16 protein-coding genes are annotated in these 26,794 nt (G+C 53.0%); 4 read left to right on the top strand and 12 right to left on the bottom strand.

Features of this window, described 5'->3' with window-relative positions:
• The first annotated feature begins 122 nt into the window (after positions 1-122).
• From RBQ93_RS00080 to RBQ93_RS00065, 4 genes are all read left to right on the top strand, one after another.
• Positions 123-3,320, top strand: a complete 3,198-nt coding sequence (locus RBQ93_RS00080) for a tetratricopeptide repeat protein (protein ID WP_320369957.1) — start codon at positions 123-125, stop codon at positions 3,318-3,320.
• 149 nt (positions 3,321-3,469) lie between these two features.
• A complete protein-coding gene (locus RBQ93_RS00075) occupies positions 3,470-4,282 on the top strand; it encodes a flagellin (RefSeq protein WP_320369956.1) in 813 nt (270 codons plus the stop codon).
• Between the two features lie 117 nt (positions 4,283-4,399).
• Positions 4,400-5,026 carry a hypothetical protein gene (locus RBQ93_RS00070; RefSeq protein ID WP_320369955.1) on the top strand — a complete coding sequence of 209 codons (627 nt, stop codon included), beginning with the start codon at positions 4,400-4,402 and terminating at the stop codon, positions 5,024-5,026.
• A gap of 2 nt (positions 5,027-5,028) precedes the next feature.
• Positions 5,029-5,439, top strand: coding sequence for a flagellar biosynthesis repressor FlbT (locus RBQ93_RS00065; RefSeq protein WP_320369954.1), 411 nt, complete (start codon positions 5,029-5,031; stop codon positions 5,437-5,439).
• Here RBQ93_RS00065 and RBQ93_RS00060 read toward each other — a convergent pair.
• The 12 genes from RBQ93_RS00060 to mntA all read right to left on the bottom strand — a co-directional run bounded on the left by RBQ93_RS00060 (position 5,436) and on the right by mntA (position 26,699).
• A complete protein-coding gene (locus RBQ93_RS00060; protein ID WP_320369953.1) occupies positions 5,436-9,203 on the bottom strand; it encodes a glycosyltransferase in 3,768 nt (1,255 codons plus the stop codon). The two genes, RBQ93_RS00065 and RBQ93_RS00060, sit on opposite strands and share 4 nt — an antisense overlap.
• A 32-nt stretch (positions 9,204-9,235) precedes the next feature.
• Positions 9,236-10,243 (bottom strand): tetratricopeptide repeat protein, encoded by a 1,008-nt coding sequence (locus tag RBQ93_RS00055; protein WP_320369952.1) that lies wholly within the window; start codon positions 10,241-10,243, stop codon positions 9,236-9,238.
• 65 nt (positions 10,244-10,308) lie between these two features.
• Positions 10,309-10,869 carry a tetratricopeptide repeat protein gene (locus RBQ93_RS00050; protein ID WP_320369951.1) on the bottom strand — a complete coding sequence of 187 codons (561 nt, stop codon included), beginning with the start codon at positions 10,867-10,869 and terminating at the stop codon, positions 10,309-10,311.
• Between the two features lie 23 nt (positions 10,870-10,892).
• Complete coding sequence (locus RBQ93_RS00045; RefSeq protein WP_320369950.1) at positions 10,893-17,132, bottom strand: glycosyltransferase; 6,240 nt, start codon at positions 17,130-17,132, stop codon at positions 10,893-10,895.
• Between the two features lie 45 nt (positions 17,133-17,177).
• A complete protein-coding gene (locus RBQ93_RS00040) occupies positions 17,178-19,025 on the bottom strand; it encodes a methyltransferase domain-containing protein (protein ID WP_320369949.1) in 1,848 nt (615 codons plus the stop codon).
• Positions 19,025-19,963, bottom strand: a complete 939-nt coding sequence (locus RBQ93_RS00035; RefSeq protein ID WP_320369948.1) for an NAD-dependent epimerase/dehydratase family protein — start codon at positions 19,961-19,963, stop codon at positions 19,025-19,027. The genes RBQ93_RS00040 and RBQ93_RS00035 overlap by 1 nt, the downstream gene beginning before the upstream one ends.
• Before the next feature lie 52 nt (positions 19,964-20,015).
• Positions 20,016-20,777, bottom strand: a complete 762-nt coding sequence (locus RBQ93_RS00030; protein WP_320369947.1) for a class I SAM-dependent methyltransferase — start codon at positions 20,775-20,777, stop codon at positions 20,016-20,018.
• The gene (locus RBQ93_RS00025) at positions 20,774-21,841 is read right to left on the bottom strand and encodes a DegT/DnrJ/EryC1/StrS family aminotransferase (RefSeq protein WP_320369946.1); all 1,068 of its coding nucleotides are present in this window, start codon (positions 21,839-21,841) and stop codon (positions 20,774-20,776) included. Before RBQ93_RS00025 ends, RBQ93_RS00030 begins: the two co-directional genes overlap by 4 nt.
• 38 nt (positions 21,842-21,879) lie before the next feature.
• The gene (locus RBQ93_RS00020) at positions 21,880-22,299 is read right to left on the bottom strand and encodes a hypothetical protein (protein ID WP_320369945.1); all 420 of its coding nucleotides are present in this window, start codon (positions 22,297-22,299) and stop codon (positions 21,880-21,882) included.
• Positions 22,296-25,340, bottom strand: coding sequence for a glycosyltransferase (locus tag RBQ93_RS00015; RefSeq protein ID WP_320369944.1), 3,045 nt, complete (start codon positions 25,338-25,340; stop codon positions 22,296-22,298). The genes RBQ93_RS00020 and RBQ93_RS00015 overlap by 4 nt, the downstream gene beginning before the upstream one ends.
• Before the next feature lie 736 nt (positions 25,341-26,076).
• Positions 26,077-26,232, bottom strand: a complete 156-nt coding sequence (locus RBQ93_RS00010; RefSeq protein WP_320369943.1) for a hypothetical protein — start codon at positions 26,230-26,232, stop codon at positions 26,077-26,079.
• Positions 26,232-26,699 (bottom strand): type VII toxin-antitoxin system MntA family adenylyltransferase antitoxin, encoded by a 468-nt coding sequence (gene mntA, locus RBQ93_RS00005; RefSeq protein ID WP_320369942.1) that lies wholly within the window; start codon positions 26,697-26,699, stop codon positions 26,232-26,234. Before mntA ends, RBQ93_RS00010 begins: the two co-directional genes overlap by 1 nt.
• Positions 26,700-26,794: the final 95 nt, after the last annotated feature.

The raw sequence follows: 26,794 nt of genomic DNA, 5'->3' as shown, positions 1-26,794 counted from the left end.
GAGTAAGCCAGGAGTCCGCTACGAAAGAGAAAACCGTTCGCATATACTGCTACCAACCCGGCAGAGACTATCTGCTCACCGAGGCAAACCGCTATCGGAACCTGCAGCAGGTACCCTTAGCTATGGCGCTGAGCAACAATGAACCTGCACTTGAACAGACTGACGCCCCCGAGCAAGCCGACTTTTTCCTGCTTCCCGAGTATCTAGACGGCCTGCTCGATAACGTCGGTGTTGATGGTACGCGCCATTTCCTGGCGACCCTGCCTTTTTTCGGTGGTTACGCCGACCGCCACATCTTTTACTCCAATCATGACAACAACACGCCGTTCGACCTGCCCTCGATCTTTTTTCAAGTCAGCATCAATCGCTTCAAGCGAGATCCGGGGGCCTTTGCCATACCCTATCCAGCCCAATGGATTCGGGATATCACCCCGGATTTCAACTTTGCCCGCCTGCGCTACCTGACCTCTTTTACCGGCAACATCGCCTCAGCACCGGTCCGTGGCGAGCTGGTCCTGGCGGCGCAGCTGGAACAGCGCCTGTCCGTGTTTGTTGATCCGACCGCCGGCTTCCATTGCCACATCAAGTCTCCGCACGAGCAGCAACAACGTCGCAAACGCTATCTCACAACCCTGGCCGACTCACTCACCGTGCTTTGTCCCCGAGGTGAAGGCACCAACAGCATCCGATTTTTCGAAACCCTGGCGGCCGGACGGATACCGATACTGGTTTCCGACTGTTGTCTCCTGCCCTATGAAGACCAGCTAGAGTACAGCAGCTGCTGTCTCAAGATTGCCGAACCGGATATAGCAGCAGCTGGCCGGATATTGGCCGACTGGATCGTTGCCACCGGGCAAGACCGGCTTTTTGCAATGTGTCGCCAGGCCAGAGCGGTATGGGAACAGTACTTTAGCGAGCAAGGCGTTATCCGGCACACACTCGCCCGCCTACAGCAGTTGCGTGATCACCACCGTAAGCAGACCAGCGCTCCTCATCAAGCGGCTCACGCCGCAGATCATCACACTGAGCTTGACCAGGCCATCGCCCTTCACGAGCAGGGAGACTGTGTCACTGCCGCACACATCTATGAACGTCTACTGCAACAGCACCCCAACGATCCCCAGCTCTGCTACCTGCGTGGCACCGCTGCCCTCCAGCTTGGCCAGTACCCCGAGGCGATCGCCTGGCTGGAACGGGCCGTCAGCAGTTCGCCGGACAAGGCCGAATATGCTACCCACCTGGCCATAGCACACCAGAAAAACGGAGATCATCAGCAAGCTGAGCAACTGCTGCGCCACGTGCTTAAAAACGATCCCACCAACAGCATCGCCTGGCTAAATCTTGGCATCACCCTCCATAGCCAGCATCAGCTGGAGGAGGCACTCGCCTGTTTTCGACGGGCCGAAGCGTTGTCACCTGCCGATCCCCGGCCACCACAAAATGCCGCAACCGTCTGCCAGGCCCTGGGTCGTCTTGATGAAGCCGAGCGCCTTTTCGTCCGCGCACTGGTCCTGAAACCAGACTATGGCACTGCCCGCTGGAACCTGGCCTTACTAAGACTGCTACGGGGCGACTATCAGCGTGGCTTTACTGATTTCGATGCCCGCTTTTGTAAAACCGATCCGATTCCCCGCCGCCACACCAATCTTCCCGCCTGGGATGGCGCTACCGACCATTGCAGGCTGCTCATCTGGGCAGAGCAGGGGCTCGGCGACACCATCCAGTTTGCCAGATACATCCCTTTGCTGGCAGCACGAGGAATCGTCATCACACTTGAAGTCCAGGATCGCACCCTCCTTGAGCTCTGCCGCACACTGACAGGAGTCCACCAGGTCATCCTGCGGGGAGATCAGCCGGCGGCGGTCGACTTCCAGGCAGCCCTACTGGACCTGCCCCGGCTGTTGGGCACCACGCTGCACACCATCCCGGATCATATCCCCTATCTGCTGGCCGCTAACGACAAGTGCCGGGCCTGGCGGGAACGGCTACCCACCGGCAAGCCGCTGGTCGGCCTGGTCTGGCGCAGCAATCCAACCCACATCAATGATGCCAATCGCTCCTGTTCGCTTGAGTTGCTGCTTCAGATTACCGTCGAACGCCCCGACATCACCTTTGTTAACCTGCAGTGGCAACCTACGCAGACAGAGGCAGTAGTACTGCAACAACATGGCATCATCGATCTGACCAGCGACTTGCAGCAGCTAGACGACACCGCCGCCCTGCTGGCCCATCTCGACCTGCTGATCACGGTCGACACCTCGGTCGCCCACCTGGCTGGGGCACTTGGCCGGCCTGTATGGCTGCTGCTACCCTTTGCTCCTGACTGGCGCTGGGGAGTCGATGGGAGCAGCTCCCCCTGGTATCCATCCATGCGCCTGTTTCGTCAGGAGGCGTCGCGGGACTGGGAGGCGGTGGTTGCAAGCGTTGCGCACCAGCTCGAGGCAGTGGCAGCACCTGGAACACCTACAGCATTCTGCCTTACGCCTGCGGATACAGCTACTGACCGTCAACGAACCATCACCATCTCCTCACTCGGGCAGTATGGCCTGGGCAACCAGCTGTTCCAATACGCCTTTCTCAAACTATACGCCAGGCTCCACCAGATTCAGACCGAAACCCCGGTCTGGCTGGGCACCTTCCTTTTCGGCCACACCGACTCACCGATCACCCATCACTTTCCGCAGATCTGCATTGATGCCAACACCCACAACAAAGCTGACCTGCCAAGCTTGGACACAACCCTGCGCAACGTCGACCTGCAGGGTTTTTTTCAGTTTCACACCAGCTTTTATCTTCCTCACAAGACTTACTTCCAAACACTGTACAGACCTCTGCCAGCCATCGCGAAACGAATCGCGCCGGCTGTCGAACGATTGCGCAGCATAGGCAAAACAGTGATCGGTGTACACATCCGCCGCGGCGATTACGCCTATGTCAACCACCGCTTCCTCTTTATGGCGCCAACGGCCTGGTACCGGACATGGCTGCAAGAGATATGGGGCACCCTCGACAACCCGGTTCTCTTTATTGCCAGCGATGAGCCGGAAAACATCTTGCCGGACTTTGCCGACTTTAATCCCGTCAGCTATCTGGACCTAGATCCGACACTCACGCCTGAGGTTTTCTGTGCCAGTTACTATATTGATTTCTATCTGCTCAGCATCTGCGACATGGTGGCGATCTCAAACAGCACCTTTTCCTTTGCCGCCTGCATGCTCAACGAGACTGGCACAACCTTCATGCGCCCGCACCTGCCCACCCAGCGCCTGATTCCGTTTGAACCCTGGGATAGTGAGGTGCTACTGCGAGATGAGCCGTGATCTGCATAGGTCTTGACAAAGTAATTTGACAAAATGATTTGAGCTGCTATTTTTTTCTCAAGTCTTGCAAACCACTACCGATAAACAAACTAACGCAGTCCACCACAGCGGCAAGAATGCCGCGACAAACCCTAGAAAGGAGCTTCACCATGGCTATCAACGACATCTCCCTCACCACCGGCATGAGAAACAACCTGCTCTCCCTGCAGAGCACCAACTCCCTGATCAACCGCACCCAGGACCGTCTGGCAACCGGCAAAAAGGTTAACACCGCCCTGGACAACCCGACCAACTTCTTTGCTGCACAGGGTCACACCTCCCGTGCTGCCGACCTTTCGGTCCGTAAAGACGGTATGGCCGAGGCCGTGCAGTTGGTAAAGGCTGCTGACAACGGCATCAAGGGCATCACTGCCCTGATCGAGTCCGCCAAAGGTGTTGCCGGTGCTGCCCTGGCTACCTCCAACGCCACCGACCGCACCAACTACACCGCCACCTTCAACACCCTGATGACCCAGGTTTCCCAGTTGGCCAGCGACTCTGGCTACCGTGGCACCAACCTGCTGACCGCAGGTGACCTGACCGTTGAATTCGGCCAGACCACCGGCGCCTCCACTCTGGGCATCAACGGCTTTGACGCAACTGCCACAGGTTTGGGGATTGAGGCTACCGCTCTTGATACTAATGCAAACATCGCAAGTGCTTCAAGCCAGCTGGAAGGCGCTCTTGACACGCTGCGCTCCGAGTCCTCCAAACTGTCCGCTAACCTGAGCGTTGTCACCACCCGTCAGGACTTCACCAACAGCATGATCAACACCCTGACCGTTGGTGCTGACAACCTGACCTTGGCCGACACCAACGAGGAAGGCGCCAACATGCTGATGCTGCAGACCCGTCAGAACCTGGGCATCACCTCCCTCTCCATGGCATCCCAGGCAGCCCAGGCAGTTCTGAGACTGTTCTAACAACGAGTTGACCAAGCAAAACAAAGGTCAACCCGAGATGCAGATGCAGTAACCAGGAAGGGGGGCCCATGGCCCCCCTTCTTTGTTCACTAACATCAGCATCCGTGGAGGTACCCCATGGAACTTAACCCTATTACCAGCACTGCCGCTCTGGCCGGCGCACAAAGCTACCAGCAGCCAACACCGGCAGCACAGCAGGCCCAGGCCGATCAGGCCGCCTCGGCTGCCGCCATTAAGGCAGCGCCCGCCAGGCAGGTCAGCGACCAGGTGCAGACGTCGTCGGTGGCCCTGAAAAATCTGGACACGGTCAAGGCGATTGAGCAGATGCACACCAAGATGAACCAGCTGATCAGCGGCGTACGGGAAACCAACGAGCAGTTGGCCAAGGCCGCCGAACAGGTCAGCGCCATGCAGGCCAACCTGAACGCGATCATCAAAAACTACCCGCCTTTCAACCTCGACAGTAAAGATCGCCAGGATCTGCTGATGAGTTATGCCTCGATCAGGCAAGAACTGATCAAGATGATGGTGCCGCCGCCACCGCCGCCGATTTACGAACAGGTGCAACACCTCTGGAATACTACGGTTGGGCAAAATGGCCAAATGCTGGCCAGCGCAGTACCTGCGCTGGAAACCAGCAGCCCTGACAGCATGGTCCAATCAGCAGCTTCACAACTGGCAGCCACTACCGACAACCTCGGTGCACTCAGTTCGGGCGTAACCCAGGCCCTGATCGCTCCCTGATCATGGCGCTCAAGATTCGGCTCAAGCCAGATGAAAAGATCCTGATTGGCCGGGCGGTTGTCACCAACGGCCCCAAGGCGTCGGAATTTTACATCGAAAACACGGCACCGGTGCTGCGTGAAAAGGACATCATGAAGGAAGACGCCGCCACCACCCCGGTGCGGCGTCTCTATTTCCTGGTGCAGTTAATGTATGTCGATGAGCCGAATCTGGCCAGCTATCACCACGCCTACTGGAATCTGGTCAAGGAGATCGTGGCTGCTGCCCCCAGCACCACGCTGCTGATCACCCAACTCAGCGACCTGATCCTGGCCGGCGATTATTACAAGGCGCTAAAAACGGCCCGTTCCCTGATCGAGTACGAAGAAAGCCTGCTGGCCCAGACCACAGGACTGCCACAGCAAAGCGACTAACGCTGCCCGCCCTGTTGGGTCTGTATGCCCAGTTGCTGCAGGGCAGCTGTCAACTGCTCCGCCCGTGCACCGTTGCCTGCCTGTTGCAGCTTCTCCAACATCCCCTCCATAAAGGGCCCCATCACCACACCTTGGGCCTGCAAGTCGTTCAAAACGGTCATACCCTCGTCAAATGATCGCTTCTCTTGGCTGCAGACGAGCAGACAGGCCCGTAGCAGCGCCGCGGTAAGGTTAGTATCGTGATCAAAGGCCTGCAGCAACTCGCCCGTTATCTGGTCATTAGCGAGGCAAAAGGCAGCGATGGCAGCGTTCAGGGCTGCCTCACGATGGTTAGGTGCCAGGGCCAGGGCCCTTTGCGAACGATCAAAGGCCTGGGTGATATCTCCAAGCTGTAGATGGCAATAGCCCAGGTTGAACCAGGCCAGCACAAAGTTGGCATCAATTGTCAGCACCCGTTGCCACAACTCGATCGCCTGCTGGTAATAGCCAAGCTCCGCAGCCTGCACCGCCAGCTCCGACAGGCTCTTCAGGTCAGTGCCTCCATCCTGGCGTAGTTTTTCACAGCCCAATCGGTAGTACTGTTCCTGCTTACAACGCTGCCTGTCGGCATCCAGGTAGCCGTAGTGATGAATCGGGATGTCGAACGACCGCACCGGCAACTGCAGGCGGTCAATACTGTAGTCAACCAGTTCATGCACCGGCTTTTCAAACCGGATTGTAGCCTGATTGGGAAACAGGCGGATCTTGCTGCTGGCTACCCAGCCGCCGCCCTGCTCCTGTAGCGGGTAGCTACCGTCATTGGCCTGCCAGCCCTCAATACTTACCGAGTTACGATAATTACGGGTCTGCATGATGTAGCCAGCCGGAGTACTGTCCGAACGCAGGCAGTGTCTGAAACGTTCATAATCCTGCGGGGCGATCACCTCATCGGCATCCATCACCAGGATCCAGTCACCACTGGCCTGCTCCAGGGCAGCATTGCGGGCAGCAGCAAAGTCACCATCCCAGGGCCGCTCAAACAACCTGGCCCCGAAAATCTCTGCAAGCTGGCCGGTTCTATCAGTCGAACCGGTATCAACGATCACCAGTTCGTCCACAATCGGCTTTAAGCTCTGCAGGCAACGGGGCAGATTGGCCTCCTCATCCTTCACGATCATACAGAGGCTCACTCTCGGACCAGTATCGGCTGCGGGCTGGTAAGGCCCCAACTGGTGACGTACCGGCAAGGCGGCCGACAACAGCTCATCGCTTGCCCCGAAGTCTACCAGCACGGCCTCGATCCTGGCCATGGCCTGCTCAAGCTGCCCTATCTTCAAGAGCAGGTCAATCAGCAGGTAGGCAACAGCCTTGGCCTGCGGATAAAAGTGCAGCGCCTCACGAAACAGTTCCACGGCCTGCTCATACTGGCCAGTGTCACAGACCGCTTGATGATAGGCCCCACTGGCCACAGCTGACAACGGGCACAGCATAAAACCTTGGGCCATCCGTTCTAATCCCTGAACGTGGTCTCCTTGCTCCCAGAGTAATTGCCCCCAGTGGGTAGCCGCCTCTCCAAAGCCGGGATCGGTAGCCAGTGCGGCCTGAACATCCCGTAGCCCCTGCTGCTGGTCGCCACTGGCAGTGGCAAGCATCCCGCGCAGGCACAGGGCCGGAGCATAACCGGGCTCAATCTGTAGCGCCCTGCTGGCCAGATCAGCAGCTGCTGCAAGCTCACCGTTATCGATTTTGCACCTTCCCAAGAGCGTCAAGCCTTTGGCATCATAGAGCCCCGGACTGTAGGCTAGCAACAACTCCTCTGCCTCCGCAGGTCGGCCTGCATCCAGCAGATAACTTGCCAGGGTGTAGTAGAGGCGGGATTCATCGTGAGCATAGCGAATCCCCTCCTGTAGCACCGTCTCGATCAGCTGCTCATACTCTTGACGCTGGTACAGCAGCTCGGCCTTTTCAAGCACCTTAAGCACCTGCGCCGCCACGGCCTGATCACCCTGCAATGGCCGGCTCCATTTTGTACGGAACAGGGCGTTGTTGCCCTGCATGGTCGCCGCATAATTGCACTGGTTGCCCTGAAAACTGACACTGCCGTAGTGGTGGATAAACACATCAGCGGCGATCATGTTTCGATAACCTGCCAGGGCTGCGCGGATGCAGTAGTCATCGTCTTCAAAATTGCCGGAGCCGAACTGTTCATCCAGCAGGCCGATCTTGCTCACCAGTTCGCTACGGAACAGCATGCAGAATCCGACGATCCTGCGCTGTGGAATCCGCCGGTACCGATAACGCCGCCGGTAGGCAGTGGCGTACTCCTGAAGTTCTTCCAACCGTTGGTAGCCCACCTGCGCCACCCGCTGCAGGCCGCTGATGTTGTTGGTCATCGGCCCGACGATGCCGATGCTTGCCGACGAACAAAGACATTCCAGCAGTCCAGCTAGCCAGCCTTCAGTGACCACCACGTCATTATTCAATAGCAGCAGGTACGCGCCGGTTGCTGCCTCGATACCCTGGTTGCAGCCTTTGGCAAACCCCAGATTCTGACGGTTACTGATCAAACGGTAGTTATCGTGCACCGCCACCTGCTGCTGGAGCCAGGCTACCGTTCCATCAGTGGAGCCGTTATCCACAAAAATGATCTCGTGCGGCTCTGCTGTGAACTGCTGAATACTGTGCAGACACTGCCGGGTGTAATCCAGCTGGTTCCAGGTCAGGATGATGATCGACACCAACCCCTGCTGCCGACACAGTTCTGCCGTACCACCACAGGCCGGGTCCTGTTCAAAGGGGCGTCCCAGCCGCTGTTGCAGGTGAGCGGGATAACGGGGTATGTCCGGATCGGTTGTGAGGCCGTCGGCCTGGTAGTAGCGCCAGTCGTCCCGCTGCACCAGATCGCCCCACTTGCTAAAAAAATGCTGGCGGTTATGCAGGTACTGTTGCCTGAAACGATCCATGGTTGCCTCAAGCTGTTCCATGGCGGCCAGCTTCCGCCCAGCGACTTGCCGCTCCTCAGGTGTAGCCGTACCCTGCTGCAAACGTTCGTTCAGCCGTGTAAGCTCACCGCTGTCGGCAACAGAGTGTTCAAGGTTGCGCAGTTCACGGTTCAGGGTCTGGCTCTGATGATGAACAATTTCACTTTCGGCACAGTAGTAAGAGCCAAGGCCCTGGGCGCGGTAGGCATAGCAGAGGTCGTCGTCCTCCCAGCCGTTGTGGTACTGTTCGTCAAAGCCGCCCAGCGCCAGAAACTCATCACGCCGCACCAGCAGGGCAGCGCCGGTTACGATGCCATAGACACGACTGCGGTTAACGCAGGGCGCATCAGCCGGGAGATTGTAATAGATATGCTGTGCCGATCCGTTAGGCACCTCGGTATCCTTCCAGACCTTGCCGCAATGCTGAATGGTACGGTCCGGGAAAATCAGCTTGGGTACCACAATGCCGTAGTCGGCATGCTGTTCGATGGCCGCCTGCAACGGCTGCCACCATCCCGGCAACACCTCGGTATCATTGTTCAACAGCAACACCAACCGGCCTTGAGCAGCCCGAGCACCGGCATTGCACGAACAGGCAAAACCGCTGTTTTGCCTGTTGCGCAGCACTCTCAGGTGAGGATTCGACTGCAGCAGATCAACCAGGGGAGGCTCTGAGGCATCATCAACCACGATAATCTCAAACGGCAGATCGGGGGGCAGCTTAAGCAGTGAGTCGATACAGCGGGAGGTCAGTTCAGCCTGACCATAGGCGGGAATGACAATCGACAGCTCGGGGGGCGGCATGCCACCCGTCCGAGCTGTATCTGGGGCGTGGGTCAGCGGGTCAAAAAAAAATCAGCCGGCGCATTCTGCAGCTGCAGCACCAGGTCGCGCGCTTCCTGATTCCACGGCTCAAAATCTAGGATGCGCCGCAGGAAGATCAGTGCCTCATCTGGCCGGCCAACCTGCAGGCAGATTGTGGCCAGCGCCGCCAGCAGTTCAGTATCCTGCGGGTATTTTACCAGCGCGCCGGTCAGCAGCTCTATTGCCTTATCAATCCTGTCCTCGCGACAGGCGCAGATACCGGCATAGTTTTTGAGAAACAGGAGATTATCCGGGGCGAAACGGCAGGCCAGCTCGTGGTGGGCCAGGGCTTTTTCAAGGTTACCGGCCTGGGCGTACAGCACCCCCAGGTCATTATTCAACAGAGGGTTGGTGGGGGCGTCAGCCAACTGCCGCTCCAGAGTTACAATCCGTTGGTCACCTGCAGCTGCAGCCTCGACAACCGGAGGCGCTACTGGTGGCGCTGCTGCCTGACGCAGGCCCGACAACAGATCATCAAGTTCTGGCTGTTGTGGTCCCCCCGCAGGGGCGACGGTGAGCGCCTGCAGACCTTCACGGGCCTCGCGGTTCCACGGTTCCAGCTCAACGATTCGCTGCAGGAATATGCGGGCCTGTTCCTCCAGCCCCTGGTCCTTGCTGATGATGGCCAGCGCGCCGAGCAACTCCGTGTCGGTCGGGTACTGCTGCAACAGCCGGGTATAGATGGCGATGGCGTCGTCATCCCAGCCAAGCTCAACATAATAAAATCCGGCCAGGTTCTTCAGGAAGACCGTATTATCAGGTTCGAGTCGTACCGCTCGCTCATAACGGCCCAGGGCCTGCACTGCATTACCAGCTTGTTGTTGGAGCACCCCCACGTCATTCTGGGCCTGACCATACTCCGGGAACTCACGTACAAACGATTCAAGAGTGGCCAACGCCTCTGCATCCGACATCGATGCCAGCCTCGCTGTTACCTGTGCATACTGTTGCGCTGCCTGGTGTTGCCCTATTCCGTTCATACGCGCTGCTCCCCTCTGCCCAAGAGTGCCGTCACACTACCAGATTGTCGCCACCGATTGCAACCTTACACCGCGCGGGCTGCCTGCTCCAACACTGCCAGATCTGCAGAAAGCTCAACATCATCAGGGTAGCGCTTCAGGTAGCGCTGCACAACGGTCAGCGCCTCTGCTGGACGGCCCAGCGCCAGACTCACCTCCGCCACGGTCTGGACCGCTGTTTTTTCATACGGATCATGGACCAAAGCCTGTTGCAGCAACTCATACGCAGGGCCCAACCGGCCCTGCCCCTTAAGGGCCAAGGCCAGACCGCACAACGCCTTGCTGTTATCTGGATCACAATGCAGAACATTGCCGAAGGCCTGTTCCGCCTTCTGTGGGTCGCCAGCCAGCAGATGAATGATACCCATGCCTGCATTTGCCTTCAGGGTTGCCGGATTGGCCTCCAGCGCCTCCTCAAACAACACCCTGCCTTCATCCAGCTGACCGGCGCTCACCAGGCACTCTCCCATTTCGCACAACAGGGCCAGACGGGCCTGGGCATAGGCCTCCAGGGCCTTTTCAAAATTACCCTTGCCGCGGTAATAGGCTCCGGCCTTCAGCCAATCCTGCAGTTCATGGTTCTTCATATCGTTTAATCCTTTCAAGGTTTTCAGACATCCGTAGTGTAGCGCTGCAGCACGTCCCTTGTCGTGCGGGAGCTCGACAGTCGTTGCAGCAACGAAGAGGCGGAACCGGCCACCAACGGCACCAGTTGGTACTGACGTGGTCTGGCCGAGGCAGTCGGCTGCTTAGCCTGAACTGTCGCTGGCGCAGCAGGAGGCTGGTAGATGGCCGTGGTGCCGCTCAGCATCCCCGGACCATGCTGGATCGTCCCATCGGCCTGGATGATGGCGTCCACCTGCACCTTGCCCAGCCAACGCTGATGCAGCCGCTGAATATTGGGGCCCGCCTGGCGGAAGCGCTCAGGCCCGGACTGCGATTCGTGGTGCACCACCACGCTGGCTGGCTGGTATACCAGTCGCTTGCCGGCTGCTGCCAGTTTCAGGCAGAGGTCCACATCCTCATAGCCGTTCCAGTATCCCTCGTCAAAGCCGCCAACCGTTTCGAAATCAGTGCGGCGTACCAGCAGACAGGCGGCTGTCAGCGCCTGCATGCTGCGCAACATATTGGCTGCCGGATGATCCCCCGGCATCCGCTGGTAGAGATGCCGTGCCACCAGCGGGTCACCTTGCTGTTGATCATCCACCAGCAACACACCGGCATGCTGAATAGTGCCATCCGGATACAGCAGCTTGCTGCCGACCGCTGCAACCGAGGCGTCCTGTTCAAGCACCTCAAGCAGAGGTTCAAGCCAGCCATGCTGAACCACCGTATCGTTATTCAGGAACAGTAGATATTCGCCGCGGGCAGCCCGCGCACCCTGGTTGCAGGCCTTGGCAAAACCGAGATTCGTTGCATTGCTGATAACACGCACGCGTTCGCCAAGGCCGCGCAGGTAAGCGTCGGTCCCGTCGCTGGAGGCGTTGTTGACAACAATGATTTCACAGGTGATGTCAGACGATAACGTTTCAAAAAGCGCCTGCAGACATTGTTGCGTGAAATGGAGCTGATTAAAGACAGGGATAACAATGCTTACTACCTGAACGTTGCAGTCCTGTTGTTGCGGAACGGCCATTGATGGCGGCACCAGGCTTTTGTTATGAAACTTTTCCATTATTTCCTGATAGGCCTCAAGCCAGAGCCCGGCATTTTTCTCAAGAGTGTAATTCGTCAGCACCTCGTTTCTGGACTGTTCAGCAATCTTTCTACGGAGAGCAGGTTGATCTATCAGTAAACAAATAGCCTGAAACCACTGTTCCGGGTCCCTGCCGGTCAAAAGTCCGGTCTCACCGTGCTTCACGCTGCTGTTATACGGCGGAAGATCGGCATAGACGCCAGCAATGCCGCAGGATGAATATTCAAGCCATTTGATGTTACTTTTGGCCCGATTAAATGGATTGTCTAGCAACGGAATAACGGCAATATCGAAGCCGGCAGTGGGCAACTGGGCAGCGTACTCCCGGTAAGATTCAGCAAAAGGTATATACCCGAAACCGGGCAACTCCTTGCAAGCCGGGCTATAATCACCCATAAACCTAAAAGCTACGCGATCGCCGTACTTTTCTGCCACTCTAAACAGAGCATGTTCAATAGCCTGCAGGTCGGCACGATGGGTTGCCGTACCGGCAAAACCGATGATAACAGGACTACCTGCTGCAGATCTAGCTGAAGCCTGCCACAATTGCTCATTAATCAGGTTAGGTAGCAGATACACATTTGGGTTGTACGCCCTGCAAACATCTGCCAACGCCGCTGTTGAAACGGTGATGGCGCTGAAACGTGGCAGCATGGTTGGCAACAGGTCTGCTGTTTCCTTAATCCACGGCTTTAGATGATTGTCATTTGGTACATCCGTAATCAGATCATCAAGCTCGTAAATGACCGGCTTGCCCGTTGCAAGCATCTGTTCTAAAAATTGCAGGGTCCCCTGACGCGGGTAAAAACGTTGCACAAGAATGATATCAGCTGTTTGTATAGCATCCAGGTCGGTAGTGCAATTAGCGTCAGCGACCTGCGCTCCCCATCGAACGTCATATTCATCAGCTAGACGCTCCAAGGGACCAAGCAACCTCAGCTGTGGACAGGCAAATGCCTGCCTATCCAGTGAGAATACCGCAACAACCCGCTTACGCTGCGTGTTCAATTTTTTTTCGACTGAAGCCTGTCCGACAAGAGACTGATAGCGTTGTTTCCATTCCTGTGCGTCCTGCCCCATAGCTTTAATTGGGCCGATACCTGCTGCCAATTGAGCTATTCGTTGAGGATTATTTACAAATGATTGCAAACAACGCTGCAACCCTTCCTTGTCAGTCGGATCGATCAGCACACCGTTCACATTTGCAGTAACAATTTCTGGGATGCCCCCTACGTTGGATGCGATCACAGGCACTCCGGCACTCAATGCCTCCCTGACTACCAATGGATAGTTTTCAGACAATGACGGCACCACAACCATGTCTATGGTGCTCAAAATTTCAGGCAACTGCTCCGGTGTGTAACGCCCACGGTAGCGGATACGGGAGTCATCACTGATTTCGTGCATGAGCCGTTCGATGTACTGATTGACGCCATACCCCCAATACTCAAGAACCGCTCTTCCCTCAACCCCCTTGAAAGCATCTGCTAGCAGGTAAACATTTTTCAGATCATGGATATTGCCTAAAAAACCAAAGACCACGTCAGAGCTCGTTTGGTGCTGTATGTGTGCTACGGGCACAAGCCCTAAAGGCGAAACCTCAATCTCTCGCTTGACACCATAATGATGATACAGATCAGCCAGGTATCTTGAGGGTGCTGCCAGTACATCAATCATGTTAAGCATCTTCAGGGCATAATCGTTCCTGAAGGATACCTGTTGTGCAAACATCTCCATCACCTTGGCGTGAGCAAGCGTCACACCAGTACGCCGCAAGTAGCAGTCAACACACTTCAGCGTATTTTCTGGGCCACTGCACAGCTTATCAGCTTCCTGATCGTACAAATGAATACTGAGACATAACGGCCAGTAATCATGGAGCGTCATACATGTCTTGAGCCCCATTTGCTTGGCGATCAACGGATAGGAAAAGGAGAGGTTCAAGGTATGATGAAAATGAACAACGTCGAAGTTCTTAGTCGCCAGAAGATTAATAAAGGCCTTTTCTTCTGCCTTGTTAGACACTTGCGAGGTCAGTGCACTATGTTCATCTAACCTGTGGTTGCTACGCAGCGTGAATATCCTGAGCCCCTGATACTCGCCTTCAACAATAGTCGGTTGTACAGCAGATGGATCATCCTGCGGGTACAGCACCGACACCTCGCATCCGGTTTTCTTGAGGTGCTGTGCCAATTGATAGGTGTAGTTTTCTACTCCCGCAAACCAGTGAGGTGGGAAGTTATGGGCCACAAGGAGAATTCTTATCGGATCGGCTGCCTTATTTGATGTTACAGCGCTGGTACTAACACAATTCAACGTGCTGCGCGGATCAAAACCACGGACTACAGTTTCCAGTTCTTCCGCAAACCTGACGATATCTTTGTGGGGAAACAGGCGTACCGCCTCTTTAGCATAGTGGCTCGCAGCTTCAGCATCTTTCAATGTGATAAACCGACTTGCTATTTCTGCATACGCCAATGCCTCAGCCTGCATTTCAGGTACTCTGGCCCAGTCAATGTGAGGGAACAGCCCCTTCAAATCATAGTTTTCAATCATGTCGCGAACAATACGAGCCTCAAAACTTGTATCGATTTTCACCGTTCCGGAAGACATGTTGCTGTCATGCCAGCGCCATTTAACAACCTGCAAGCCTGCGTGCTTAAACTTTGCATGCGGGATTGCCCGCACCCACCACTCGTAATCATGAGCACGACGAAACTGCGTGTTATAGCCGCCAATGCTTTCATAAAGGGACCGCCTGACCATGGTGCCGGGATTGGGAACGGCATTGTGTCGGAACATTTCGGCTAGCAACTCATCACGACGCCCATACCAGTCAGGAAATGTCTCCTCTTTCAACGGCGTCAGGGTATCATCGACAACTATCAAATCACCGTAGATCACGTCGGCGTCAGGGAGTTTCCTGACCACTTCTGAATAGAGAGTCAAAACACCCGGCAACAGGACATCATCAGAATCAAGCCACAGAACGAACTCACCCCGCGCTTCTTCGACACAGCGGTTACGGGTTGCCGGTGCGCCGGAGTGTTCCTTGAGCACATAACGGAGCCGAGGGTCATTAAAAGATCGAACATCTTGTGCCGTATCGTCGGTAGAACCGTCATCCACGACAACTATTTCGAAATTTTCGTATGATTGGGCAATGGCGCTGGCAATTGCATCCGAGATATAGCGGGAGCGATTATAGGTGGGGATCAAAATAGATATATGGGGCACAAAGCACTGACTTGCTGAAGGAGGGCGTTCTTCCTGCTCCGGGATTGGCTTCATGCAGAAATATATATTTTCACCTTCCGGAAGCCCATAATGGTTCATCGCAGCGCCTGAAAACCGTCTTGAAAAGCAATCTACTTTAACCTTAAATCCGGCTGATTCAAGACGTTCTTTATAATCAAGACCATAATAACGGACATGATCTACATTGCCATAGAGACGTAAGCGTTCCTGTGGGTCAGTAATAGTAAGATTCTCTATAGTTTTCTCCAGACCCGGCCTAAGGGGCACCTGCAAGATTCCCCAGCCTCCCGGCTTCATTACCCGGTATAGTTCTCTCATCGCCTTCCTGTCGTCAGGGATATGTTCCAGGACATGGTAGCAAAAAACACAGTCGAAATGATCATCAGGTAATGACATGTCGGTAAGATCCATGTTTAGCATGGCATGTGGCGAATGGATATCGATGCTTAGATACTGAAGAGACGGCATCTTTATAAATCGTTTGGAGAGAAATGGAACTGGAGCTACATCCAACACTTTCAGGTGAGGCGCGGTGAAGAAGTTCGTTTTTTGTTGCAAGAACAGCCAAAGGAGACGGTGGCGCTCCAATGAATTGCACTCGGGGCAAAGAGCATTTTCCCGTTGTACTACACCAAAAGGAAGAAACGACTCAAAACATTCACCACATATTGGGCACTCTACACCAGTCGCAGGTCCTTGCCAGCCTTGTTGAATACCCTTTAACAGGTAGGATGCCAGTTTATCATTTAGTGTTTCAATATCGAATTCGTCCTGAACACGTTCACGCCCTTTTGCACCAAAGCTCTGCCGTAATCCGGGATCATTTGTCAGCCGCTCCATATGCTGCGCAATCTGCTGCACATCCCTCTCTATCGAGAGAAACCCTGTAACCCCGTCTATCACAAGCTCTGGGATGCCTGCATGGAATGTACTGATCACCGGCAATCCCAACGCCTGAGCCGTAACCAATGTAACAGGCAGCCCTTCTTGGTCACCATTGTCTGCTGTCACACTGGGGAGTACGATAATGTCAGCCTGCTCCATCTCATGCAGGAGTGTTTCGATGGGAATAAAACCGATAAATTCAACAACACCCGCAAGGCCTAGTTGCTTGGCAAGCTCCATCAGCTCATATTTAAGCGGCCCGTCACCTATGATGCGGTATTTGACATCATTACTCACGGCAATCAGGGCAAATGCCCTTAGGGCATATTCAATCCCCTTTTTTTCCACTAGTCTGGCAACGCTCAACATAGTCACCCGATTACCGCATGCAGCTCGACTGAGAGGGAGCGCCGGGATCGCTACACCACAACGATGCACGGTAATTTTGTCTGCAGGGCACCCTTTCCGTACCAACTCGTCCATCATATATTTAGTGGGTGTGGTGATCAGGTCTGCCCGCCGGAACAGGGCATCATAACAACGGTCACCATGTTCCACTAAATACTTTGAAGCGTCATAACCGTAAAACGAGACAATGAGAAAGGTGTCGAGTACCTGGAAGAGCGGTTCGAAGGTAATGAAATTGGTGCCAAAATGTATGTGGAATGCGCCAATGCGGCTCAAGTCGCCAAGACCATTCAGGCGAGTCAGCTCGTTAACCCATGCTTGTGGTGTATGACGCAACTCAGGAGTAGGTAGCGCCAGATAGCGCGTTTTTTCAATGAGACGATATTGAATAACTTTAGAGTGACTGACCCCCTGATCCAAACGGCGCAATGACCAGTTCTCAACATCAAGACCACGGTCAATAAGCCCTGAGATTTGATCCAGAACAAATGTTTCTGATATTACGGGAAAACTATCTTCAATAACGACTATCCGCGCTTTATCGGTCGCCTGCTGATCATTTTGCTGATGGCAAGCAAGTGACATGCCTTGGTTTAAATGCATATACCGGCAACTCCGATCATAGATAAACGACTCGCCTGCGAAATGTCACCCACTGACAGCTACGCCATACAGCCCTGTAATCATGACGCTTTGCCTGGACATGCCATCATAATCCAAGACAGGAATGTTCTGTTCAGCCCGCAGCAACTCTTGATAAAATGGAAACCATAGCTCGATGAACCTACTACGTTGATTATCTTCCATGGGCCTTCTCTTGATCCACAGTCCAAGCATCTGGGCAAGGCTGGCATCCCAGCCCCCCAGCGCGGAAATGGTAGTATCAGAGTAGCCAGCCCGTTCAAAGATCTTCCTTAAGGAAAACGGCGTGTAACGGCACTCATCCTGTGGCATGTCATGCAACGGCCAGAGGAACGGCACAGTAAAGAATATGCTCCCGCCGGGCCTGAGGACCCTTTTTATCTCCCGCAGCATTGCTTCAAGATCCGGAACATGTTCAAACAGTTCCGTTGCAATGACGCAATCAACGGAATTATCTGCAAGAGGGATCCGGACACCGTCCCAAAAAAGATCCGGCTTGCTGTGGGTCTGATAGCCTGGGTTTTCAATATCAAGGCCGATATAGCCGGTAATACCATCGTAACTAGAGATCAGAGTTTTATAGGGCATCCGGCCACAACCGACATCCAACACTAGGCCGCTTGCCCTCTCCAGGTAACCTTTCAGCGCCGTAACGATGCTTTTTCTGATCCAGTAGATATCAATTGTATCAGCTGACAAGACAGGGTCCACAAAATCAGGGTTGCTTTCCTGCAGTCCTGGTCTCGCCGCTTGCTCTAATTCAATAAAGCTGCGCAGTGCTGTCCGGTGATTTTCAAACCAATAAACATTATCGTATTCCCTGAATGAATTATTAGAATAATAGCGATAACTTGCAGACAAGTTTCTTAGGGCGGTCGGAATCTGCTCAAAATTGTCGACACAAACCCCGCACCCCCTGCCTTCAATCGCCTCAACAGTACTTCTGTAGCGGTTTGCCAGTACGGGCAGCCCAAAACGGAGGTAAGCCGAGATCTTGCCGGACGACTTTCCAGCGGAAGTGAAATTCGGCGAGACATTTTTGTACCAGGCAATACCCACATCGGCAGACTTGACGATTACATCAAGATCTTCGATCTGTTCGACATAATCATCTGAAATATGGACATTGGAAATGCTGTGCCGCCGTACAAACAGTTCGAGATATTTTTTGTAATCTCCATAGGCGTTGCCGTGCATAACCAACGCCCAGTCCTGAACATCATGAAAGGCCGCAGCAATCTCCAATAGGCAGTGCTGTTCCTGGATCCCTCCAAGATGAATGGCGATCTTCTGGTTATGCGGGATATTGAATTTGCGTCTGAGGTAATCAGAGCGTTCCCGGCTTGATGGCTGCATATAGGTAATGGGGAGCAGCAGGGTGGGTATTTCAGGAGAAAGGCCATATTCATTTCTGAACAGGGACTCCCGTTCTTCGGATTGGATGATCAGCCCCTTGATGGAATTTATCTGTCGCCTCTCATGCTCCATAATCCGCTCAGGATAATGCAGGTTGAAGGCATTATTTCTAAAATACAGCTCCAGACTGTAGTAAACGGGACGGCTTGCCGGAAATAGCGTCTTGCTGAGTACGAATCCATTGGCATCAAGTGCGATAAAATAATCGTAAAAAAGCGACCTGTTTTCCTGAAGCATGGTTATATCGATATCTGGCGGATACTGCACAACCTGATGCACTCGCTGCATGACACTTGCATTCAGATGACCCACACTGCAAAGGTGCAGGTCGACGCAATAATAATCACACAGCATCTCTAACAGGCAGATCACCGGAGATGATTTGCCGATAGAATAGTAGCATAGAAATACGGCAGCCTTTTTTTTACCCACAGTCATCAAACACCAACCTTCTTATACTGTTCGTGATCAAGCATCGCATTCCACGTCTCATACAAACCCTGCAGAAAAGGAGTTTGTGGTGCCCAGCCAAGCTCTCTCTGTGCTAGCCTTGTATCAAGAACAAGCTCTGATACGTCGAACGATCTGTTACCAGTATGTATAACCGCAGGATCAGACTTGGTCACTACGCGGATTAATTCAAGCACGTTGGTAAGCGTGGTCCCCACACCGCTCCCGATATTGAAAACACGGTGTTCAGTTTTCAAAAATGCTGCCTTGACAATCCCATCTATCAGGTCGCGTATGTAGACAAAATCCCGTGAAACCGATCCATCGCCCCAAATGGTTATAGGGTGCCCTTCCAGTATGTTGCCCAAAAAAACTGAGACTGAGCCTTGGATATTTTTGGGATTCTGACGGGGACCGTATGGATTGGACGGCCTTATTACCGTGAAATCCAGATCATGTAGCCTGCGGAAAAGAAACAGATATTTTTCAATGGCCAGCTTGGATATTCCGTATGAACAGATCGGATTGGTAGGGTGGTCTTCATTGATCGGCAGTGTATTTGGAATACCGTACACTGTTCCGCCGGATGAAACGAAAACCACCTTTTTAACCTTTTCCCTTACGCATACATCAAGGAGGCACAATGTCTCTATGACATTTGATGACACGTCAAAGGCCGGGTCGTCATTCGACGTCTTGGGGACCGTGGTGCTTATGAGATGAAAGACGACATCGATGTCTTTGACTGCTGACGAGACCAGACCCCTGTTGCCGAAATCGCCAATCACATACTCTACGTCAGGAAGCGGCAACCGAAAAAGCTCGTAGTTTCTGTCGAAGACGCAAACGTTATGCCCCTGTGACCGTAGTGCATCCACAAGGTGTGAACCGATAAATCCGCAGCCGCCAAAAACAATAACGTTCAAGGATGTCCCCCCGGATCTTCGGATGATTGAGGCAGGAATATAGGCAGACGAATCAAGCAGGGCGCTTTCGGCAGACAAAGACGGCATTCCAGCTGGCACAACCCAGACGAGCACCTGTAAGCCACTCTTCTGAACGACTGAGTTCAAGACCAGCACCGGTGAGCAATAGCTGGATTTCCGGGACAAACAGGTACCGCATCTTGTGTGTCTCACAAATCTCATGTATCTCGCTGTTCACTTTGGACTTGATAAACATCCGATAATTAACGTCAACTACGTTTTCGGAGGGGTGCATGACGGGCTGGGCTATGCGCGTCACCGCCAGCGCTTCATCTTCAAGCTCCTTAACACGTACGGTCGGCCTGTCCGTAAGAACGCCCGGGCCGTACCAGCAGTCAAAGATAAAGATGCTCTTGGAATGCATATGGTCGGCTGCAGTGGCAACAGCAGCCATCAGATCAGCATTGGTCGTCTGGTAGCTCATCACATGAAATAAAGAGATAACAACATCGAATTTCTTTTCCAGCTGGACCGTACGGACATCACCATGAACATATTTCAATCCTGGATTTACCGCAGCCGCATTCCTGGCAGCTGTCAGCATTTCCTCCGAGATGTCTACACCGGTGACCTCATAACCCAATTCAGCGAGACATCGATCATGGCGTCCCGAGCCACACCCCAGATTAAGGACACTGCGTGCGCCGGAGGCACATGATTGAATAATGGTATGCACATACGCCGCCTCACCTGCGTAGTCCTTGTCACGGTATAGCAGGTCATAGTAGCGGGCATACTCGACAAAAACACTCATGACAGACATTCCTTGACAGCATCTGCAACCAAGGACAGTTGTCCGGCTGTCATGGTCAACCCATTAGGGATGTAAACCCCCCTGCGTGCCAGCCGCTCTGCCACAGGATACCGTTCGTCGCAGAACAGTCCCATCCGGTTGAACACCGGTTGCTCGTGCATACCCAGAAAAAAGGGCCGTGTCTCCACTCCCCGCTCGCGCATAAGCGCCATTACTCTTACGGCATCCTCGGAGCGTTCATCAGTCAACACAATGCCGTACACCCAATAGACAGCATGTGCCCAAGGCATCTCTACCGGGAGCTGAACCGCCGGTATTTCGGCAAACGATGCATTGTATGCATGGGCAATGTCACGCTTGCGGTCTATGGTATCATGCAGCCGCTCCAGTTGGCCGACTCCCATTGCTGCCTGAAGATTGGTCATCCGGTAATTGTACCCTAATGACTCATGGTAAAAACGCCGGCTCAACTGAAAGCAGAGATTCCGCAGTGAACGGGCCCGCTCAGCATGCTCCCTGGATTTGACCAGAACCATTCCGCCTTCACCGGTTGTTACCAGCTTATTGGCGTAGAAGCTGAATGTGCTGATATGACCGATACTGCCGCATGGTCGCCCCTTGTATGTGGCACCATGCACCTCGGCAGCATCCTCAATCACCGTCAGGGAATATTTTTCAGCCAGCGCCATGATAGGGTCCATGTCAGCCGGATGACCATAGATATGAACTACCACTATGGCACGTGTTCGTGAGGTTATCTTTGACTCGATCTGGCTCGTGTCCATCTGCCAGGTAATCGGGTCACTATCCACCAGTACCGGCTTGCCCCCCCCCCTGACAACCGATTGTGCTGGCGAGATGATGGTGAAAGTTGGCATAATGACTTCATCGCCGGCTTCAAGGCCCAGCAAATTAACCGCAATATCCAGCGCAGTGGATCCGTTGGAGACAGCAATGCCGAACGGCATGCCGCAGTAGGCGGCCCAGCGCTCCTCAAACAGATCAAGGTATTTCCCTGCAGACGAAATCCAGCCAGAAGCGAGGGCATCATTGACCAGTTCCATATCCCGCGCCGTTACCAATGGTTCACAGACAGGGATCATCAGAAGCGTTCCTTCTCCACCAGGCCGGTATACGGTCCTTGCTTGATCTCAAGAAAAATAGTGTCTTCCAGGCATTTGAAACAATGCCCGCCCGCCACCAACTGGATCATGTCACCCTCCTCCAGCACCCAACTGCCGAGGGGGCTTTTGTCCATGGCGTAGAGCTCCACTTCGGTCCGTCCCTTCCTGATCAAGAGGGTCTCCGGTGTACCAACCAGATGTCGCTGCAACGGCAGATGTGAGTGACGGGCCACAACGCCATCCTTAAGATAGACGACGAAGCCAAGCTGCTGGTAATAGCTATCCGGTGAAATAAAGGTCGTTTCCGAAGGCATGAAATCACGACGGATGATAGTGGCGATGTGCTGGTCGTTCCAGGTGATGTGGTCTATCAATTTGGCAGCATTCGTCTGTATCATTGCGGCTGCCCCATTTCCCCAAAGTAGTTGTCACGCATAACCCACTCCAGTAGTTTGGTTTCTTTTTGTACCACCTGTTGATGATAGTTGAAGCCATCCACAAGACCGCGATCTACAGTTTCATGAATTGTATTCGACGACGGCGCATACTGCATCGGCGACGACAGGGCTCTATTTTTGCGAATCGAGGTGTATGAGTTGGAAATGCCCTGGTTGAAAGCCCGCTGGTAAATATAATCGACCGTCAATCTCCTGCTCGATACGACATGGTACACTGAAGCTTTCGGATTATAAACTGCTTTGTATCCCAAATCCCGGACAGCAACCGACACCGCGGTTTCACCATCACCCCTGTACTTTATGAGCTCATGCGGCAGCGAATCAGGATGAAATCCACCCGTTTTTTTCAGGACATCCTTACGTATTGCAAAATTACACCCCCAAACATATTCCGGCGGAATTTCATGCACCGTATCGCCAAAATCAAGGATACTGTACCAGCCGAGAGCCCAGCCACGACCAGTTTTACGGCTTAATTGAGCCACCCAGTCCGGTGGTGTAATCTCAAACTTCGGAAGGATCTTTCCGCCAACAAGCGCAACGCCTGGGTCGGCAAACGATTCTGCTACGCCTTCAAGCCAAGTTGGTAGCGCCTCAATATCATCATCGGCAAAGACAAGAATATCACTACTGGCCGCCTCTAGACCGGTATGTCTGCCGTTATGCAGTCCTGGGCGAGGATCACAAATCCGTTTGAGCCAACGGATTCTACGCGCAAAGTGCTGACAGACCTCGGCAGTGCTATCAGTCGACCCGTTGTCAATAACAAGTACCTCAAAACGTTCTGCTGGATAGGTTTGCGAGGTTAGCGACGCAAGTGCGTCGTAGAGTAGTGCGGAACGATTGAAGGTAGGAATTATGACCGAGACTAAAGGCTGATCAGGCTGTGCATAAGCCGTCGGGGCTCCGGTCATATGCTCACCGTTCAGGATATGCTTGAGCACCCACTCGTTAACTATGGTCAACTTATGTGCGTCACTTCTCTGACCGTGCTCCTTTGCTAAGGCAATAAGCAGAGGATGGGCCGCCAATGCATCCGACCGGACAAAACAGGTAATATTCTGCCGGTACCGCCAGCAAACAGTATCGTTTCTCAGAATCTGAGGCCGGATAAAGTCAATTTCCACATAGCCGAACCGGTTGAATTTTTCGCGCCAGTACCAGGGTGGTTGCTCGTTAATGTGGTTCACACCGGTTTGTCCGGGCAAAGCTGCTGAAAAGATCACCACCGGTGAGGCGTTGACCAGGTTGGCAACAAACTGGTCCGCAACCTCAGCAGGCAGGTGTTCCGCCACCTCAAGGCAGATCAGCAGATCAACTTTTTCTAGTATCCTGAAATTGCTGTCCACAAGATTCACATTGGTCTTAATATGCCTCTTGTCGATAAAATAATTGTCTGAGCTGAGTTCGTTAACATCATAACCGCAGACGAAGGTTACACCATTTTTTTGAAACACTCGTAGCCAGCCACCGACACCACAGCCAATATCGACTACTGACCGTGGCTGAAAGACATCCGTGAGAATAGGGACGACAGCTTCAGCCGATCGGTAAGATGCATCTTTTTGTTCGTTATAAAAATGTTCATTGTAAATGTTGCCCAATTTATCCACCTCAACAACGTCACTTGAATCTGCACTCTTCGTAATATACAAATTAAAATCACAATAGATACGCTGGCCTGGGAAGCGGCGCCTGAATTCTTCCAGATTCTTGATATAGACAACTTTTGCAGAGAGGCCACCCAGATTTGAAAATATTCTTTCTGCCAAGGCCTCAGGTGAATAATGACGACTGAACGCCTCGTCATATTCATCTTCTCGCCAGGCCCTTATGGCACCCTCATCCAGAGGCACTTCCGAAAGGTCACTGTTTTTGCTGGACAATATAAAATGACTGTCATCAAGGTATAACGGAGAAATGACTACTTTGCCCCCATCCTTAAGGACACGCTTGGATTCCTTAACAAACAGCTTGTCGTCATCACCTCGAAAGGCTTCAAAAGCGCACTGCAGAGACATTGCATCAACGGAATCGCTTGGCAAACAGCTTGCCGTAGCGTTGGCACCTATCTTGTTCCCATGAATCCCCTTCGGGAAAGACAGGTCGAGGCTATATGCATTTACCCCTTGCTTCTGAAGACAATCGGCCCAGTTGCTGCCGGCTGCTGCGACATCTATATAGAACTGTCCAGGCGTTAACCCTGAAAGCCTGTAAGCAATATAGTGTTCCAGGCACTTTTCAATCGCAACGTCATTCAATTTGGCATAACGGCCATAGATTTCATGAAAATGCTGCAACCACGAGATAAAGACATCAACGTCTAAGTCAATTTCATTAACAGGAATGTTTACTGAGGCCAATCTTTGAATTAGACGTAACTGGTCTTGCTGATTTTTTAATGCAGAAAAGGTTTCCTTAGACAAGCGATCAGCGCATGGCGAAATACATGCCCAATACATATTAGGAAGCGCCCCCTCATCATGGGCAAATTGTCGGACGCAATCCCTAACGACCTGTTGCACACCCTCCGCCCAACCAATATCATGAAAAACAACTCGCGCATTCCGCCTAAGCTTTGGAAACCACACCAACACATCATTTTTAACATTTTCATAGTCATGTCCAGCATCAACAAATAGAAAATCTATTTTTTCATTAAAACTTTCAGCGATATCCCCGCTTTTGCCTCGCAATGGCACTATTATATCCGCATATGAGCACGTGTTCTCAGTAAACTCTTCGAAAGTATCCCTAAGCCCTTCCGCCATCCCCTCATTACACCAAGTGTCGACACAGTATAATTTTGCTTTCTTGCCAGAGCTCCTGATTGCTGATGCTATAAAACAAGAAGATGATCCGAGGTAAGAGCCTAGCTCAACATACGTATCACCTGCAGTTGCCATAGCAAGCTCTTGCAGCTTATGCTTTTCGTCTAACGTTAGATGCGTTTCAATTTTATAAATGTCTATATTTCCCATCATTTTCCCTGTTTTAACATGCCGTTTAAAATCGACTCGATTTGAGTCCATTTCAACCAGCCGGTTGGTTCTTGAGTTTGTTTTGTTGTTCAGATGCTACTGTTTTCGGCTTTGATGCTCTTTTAACTTTGTTTGCCTGTGTCCAATGCGCCACAGCCCCTGTTTTGCCCTGTCAGGCGAATCAAGGCCCAGGTTTTATCCGTACCAGACTGTAGGCTGCTTAATGAAGCATCAAGCTGCCAGGTAATTTTTTCAATACCTCGTCACATGGTCTTTCCGCATCTTGGTACACGCCAGCTACCCCAGTAGCTTCCAGGGCTTGTCAGAATCTACCCGACGCATGCATGTGACAAACGCTCTTAAAAGACTCGTTCTGCACTGCTCGCCATTACTCGCCTTTGCCTTTCCTTCTTAACCATGGATCATCGACCGTTGCCATCTGCTCGGACGAAACACCGCTCTTTTCGATGTCTACTTATTAAATATATCGGCAATTGAACCACTGAACTAAACCCTGGATAAACTGGATGCACCTGTTCAGACGGGTATATCCGTAAACTGTGGCACGCTTCTCATCTCGCTGGCCTCGCCCGTGACTCAGGAGCCGTAAAGCCATATCCATTCAGGCTTGGATAGGCAAGAATGATAGCGACTACCTGCTTGATGACCTCATGAACACTCATAACGCCTACTGTCCTTTTCTTTCATATTTTTCGATACCATACTGCCCCATCCGTCACCGTAAGGCCTGGATGATATTGAACATCACGATGTCTTGCAGGTCAGGCTCCGCCATGAACTGCTCCAGGTTAGCTGGTCGCTTGGCACGGATACGGGCCACTGATTTCTCAATCAGAGCCGTCTTTGCAACCACAATCTGACGATCAACCATTAACGGTGTCCTCCATAACGGCCGGCAAGCTTCGCCCTCATATCGGCAACATAATAACCGAACTCGGCGATCATCGGCAGTTTTTGACGGCGGAAACGCTTGAGCTCGTTATCACTGCGCTGGTACAGACAGACCCCCTTGGCAAAGATCTGCCCGAGCACCAGTTCACCTGCGGTGTTCATGATAAGCGGGTGGATATCCAGCCGCGTAAGCCGCCCAAGCTCAATGATGACGGCTGAACGGAGCTGATCAATCTGGCCTTCATCAAGTTCCGGGTGTACGAGAAAGGCAAGGTCCAGATCACTGCCCGGCCGATTCTTACCTGACGCATAGGACCCGAACAGGTAACAGGCGCTGATCTCGGGCTTGTTCTCACAATAGAGCCGGATGGTATCGTGAAGCTGCAGATCGGCTATACCTGACGCCTGGTTACCCAGAGCCTGTAAAATAGATTGTGTAAGTGGCAAAAATCGGTTGAAATCTGACCTCACAGGAGGAACCGATGGCCACTACCGACGAACTGCTCGATGCCTTGATGAAAGACTACAAGAAGCCCGAAGAC

This window comes from Trichlorobacter sp. (genome assembly GCF_034008105.1).
Taxonomy (GTDB): domain Bacteria; phylum Desulfobacterota; class Desulfuromonadia; order Geobacterales; family Pseudopelobacteraceae; genus Trichlorobacter.
Note: the sequence above shows the minus strand (reverse complement) of the source record. Positions and strands in the feature narration are given on the sequence as shown.

Coding starts and splice junctions, on each gene's coding strand:
- RBQ93_RS00080 (WP_320369957.1), top strand. CDS start 123: ATGGCGCTGAGCAACAATGAACCTGCACTTGAACAGACTGACGCCCCC.
- RBQ93_RS00075 (WP_320369956.1), top strand. CDS start 3,470: ATGGCTATCAACGACATCTCCCTCACCACCGGCATGAGAAACAACCTG.
- RBQ93_RS00070 (WP_320369955.1), top strand. CDS start 4,400: ATGGAACTTAACCCTATTACCAGCACTGCCGCTCTGGCCGGCGCACAA.
- RBQ93_RS00065 (WP_320369954.1), top strand. CDS start 5,029: ATGGCGCTCAAGATTCGGCTCAAGCCAGATGAAAAGATCCTGATTGGC.
- RBQ93_RS00060 (WP_320369953.1), bottom strand. CDS start 9,203: ATGCCGCCCCCCGAGCTGTCGATTGTCATTCCCGCCTATGGTCAGGCT.
- RBQ93_RS00055 (WP_320369952.1), bottom strand. CDS start 10,243: ATGAACGGAATAGGGCAACACCAGGCAGCGCAACAGTATGCACAGGTA.
- RBQ93_RS00050 (WP_320369951.1), bottom strand. CDS start 10,869: ATGAAGAACCATGAACTGCAGGATTGGCTGAAGGCCGGAGCCTATTAC.
- RBQ93_RS00045 (WP_320369950.1), bottom strand. CDS start 17,132: ATGCATTTAAACCAAGGCATGTCACTTGCTTGCCATCAGCAAAATGAT.
- RBQ93_RS00040 (WP_320369949.1), bottom strand. CDS start 19,025: ATGACTGTGGGTAAAAAAAAGGCTGCCGTATTTCTATGCTACTATTCT.
- RBQ93_RS00030 (WP_320369947.1), bottom strand. CDS start 20,777: ATGAGTGTTTTTGTCGAGTATGCCCGCTACTATGACCTGCTATACCGT.
- RBQ93_RS00025 (WP_320369946.1), bottom strand. CDS start 21,841: ATGGAACTGGTCAATGATGCCCTCGCTTCTGGCTGGATTTCGTCTGCA.
- RBQ93_RS00020 (WP_320369945.1), bottom strand. CDS start 22,299: ATGATACAGACGAATGCTGCCAAATTGATAGACCACATCACCTGGAAC.
- RBQ93_RS00015 (WP_320369944.1), bottom strand. CDS start 25,340: ATGGGAAATATAGACATTTATAAAATTGAAACGCATCTAACGTTAGAC.
- RBQ93_RS00010 (WP_320369943.1), bottom strand. CDS start 26,232: ATGGTTGATCGTCAGATTGTGGTTGCAAAGACGGCTCTGATTGAGAAA.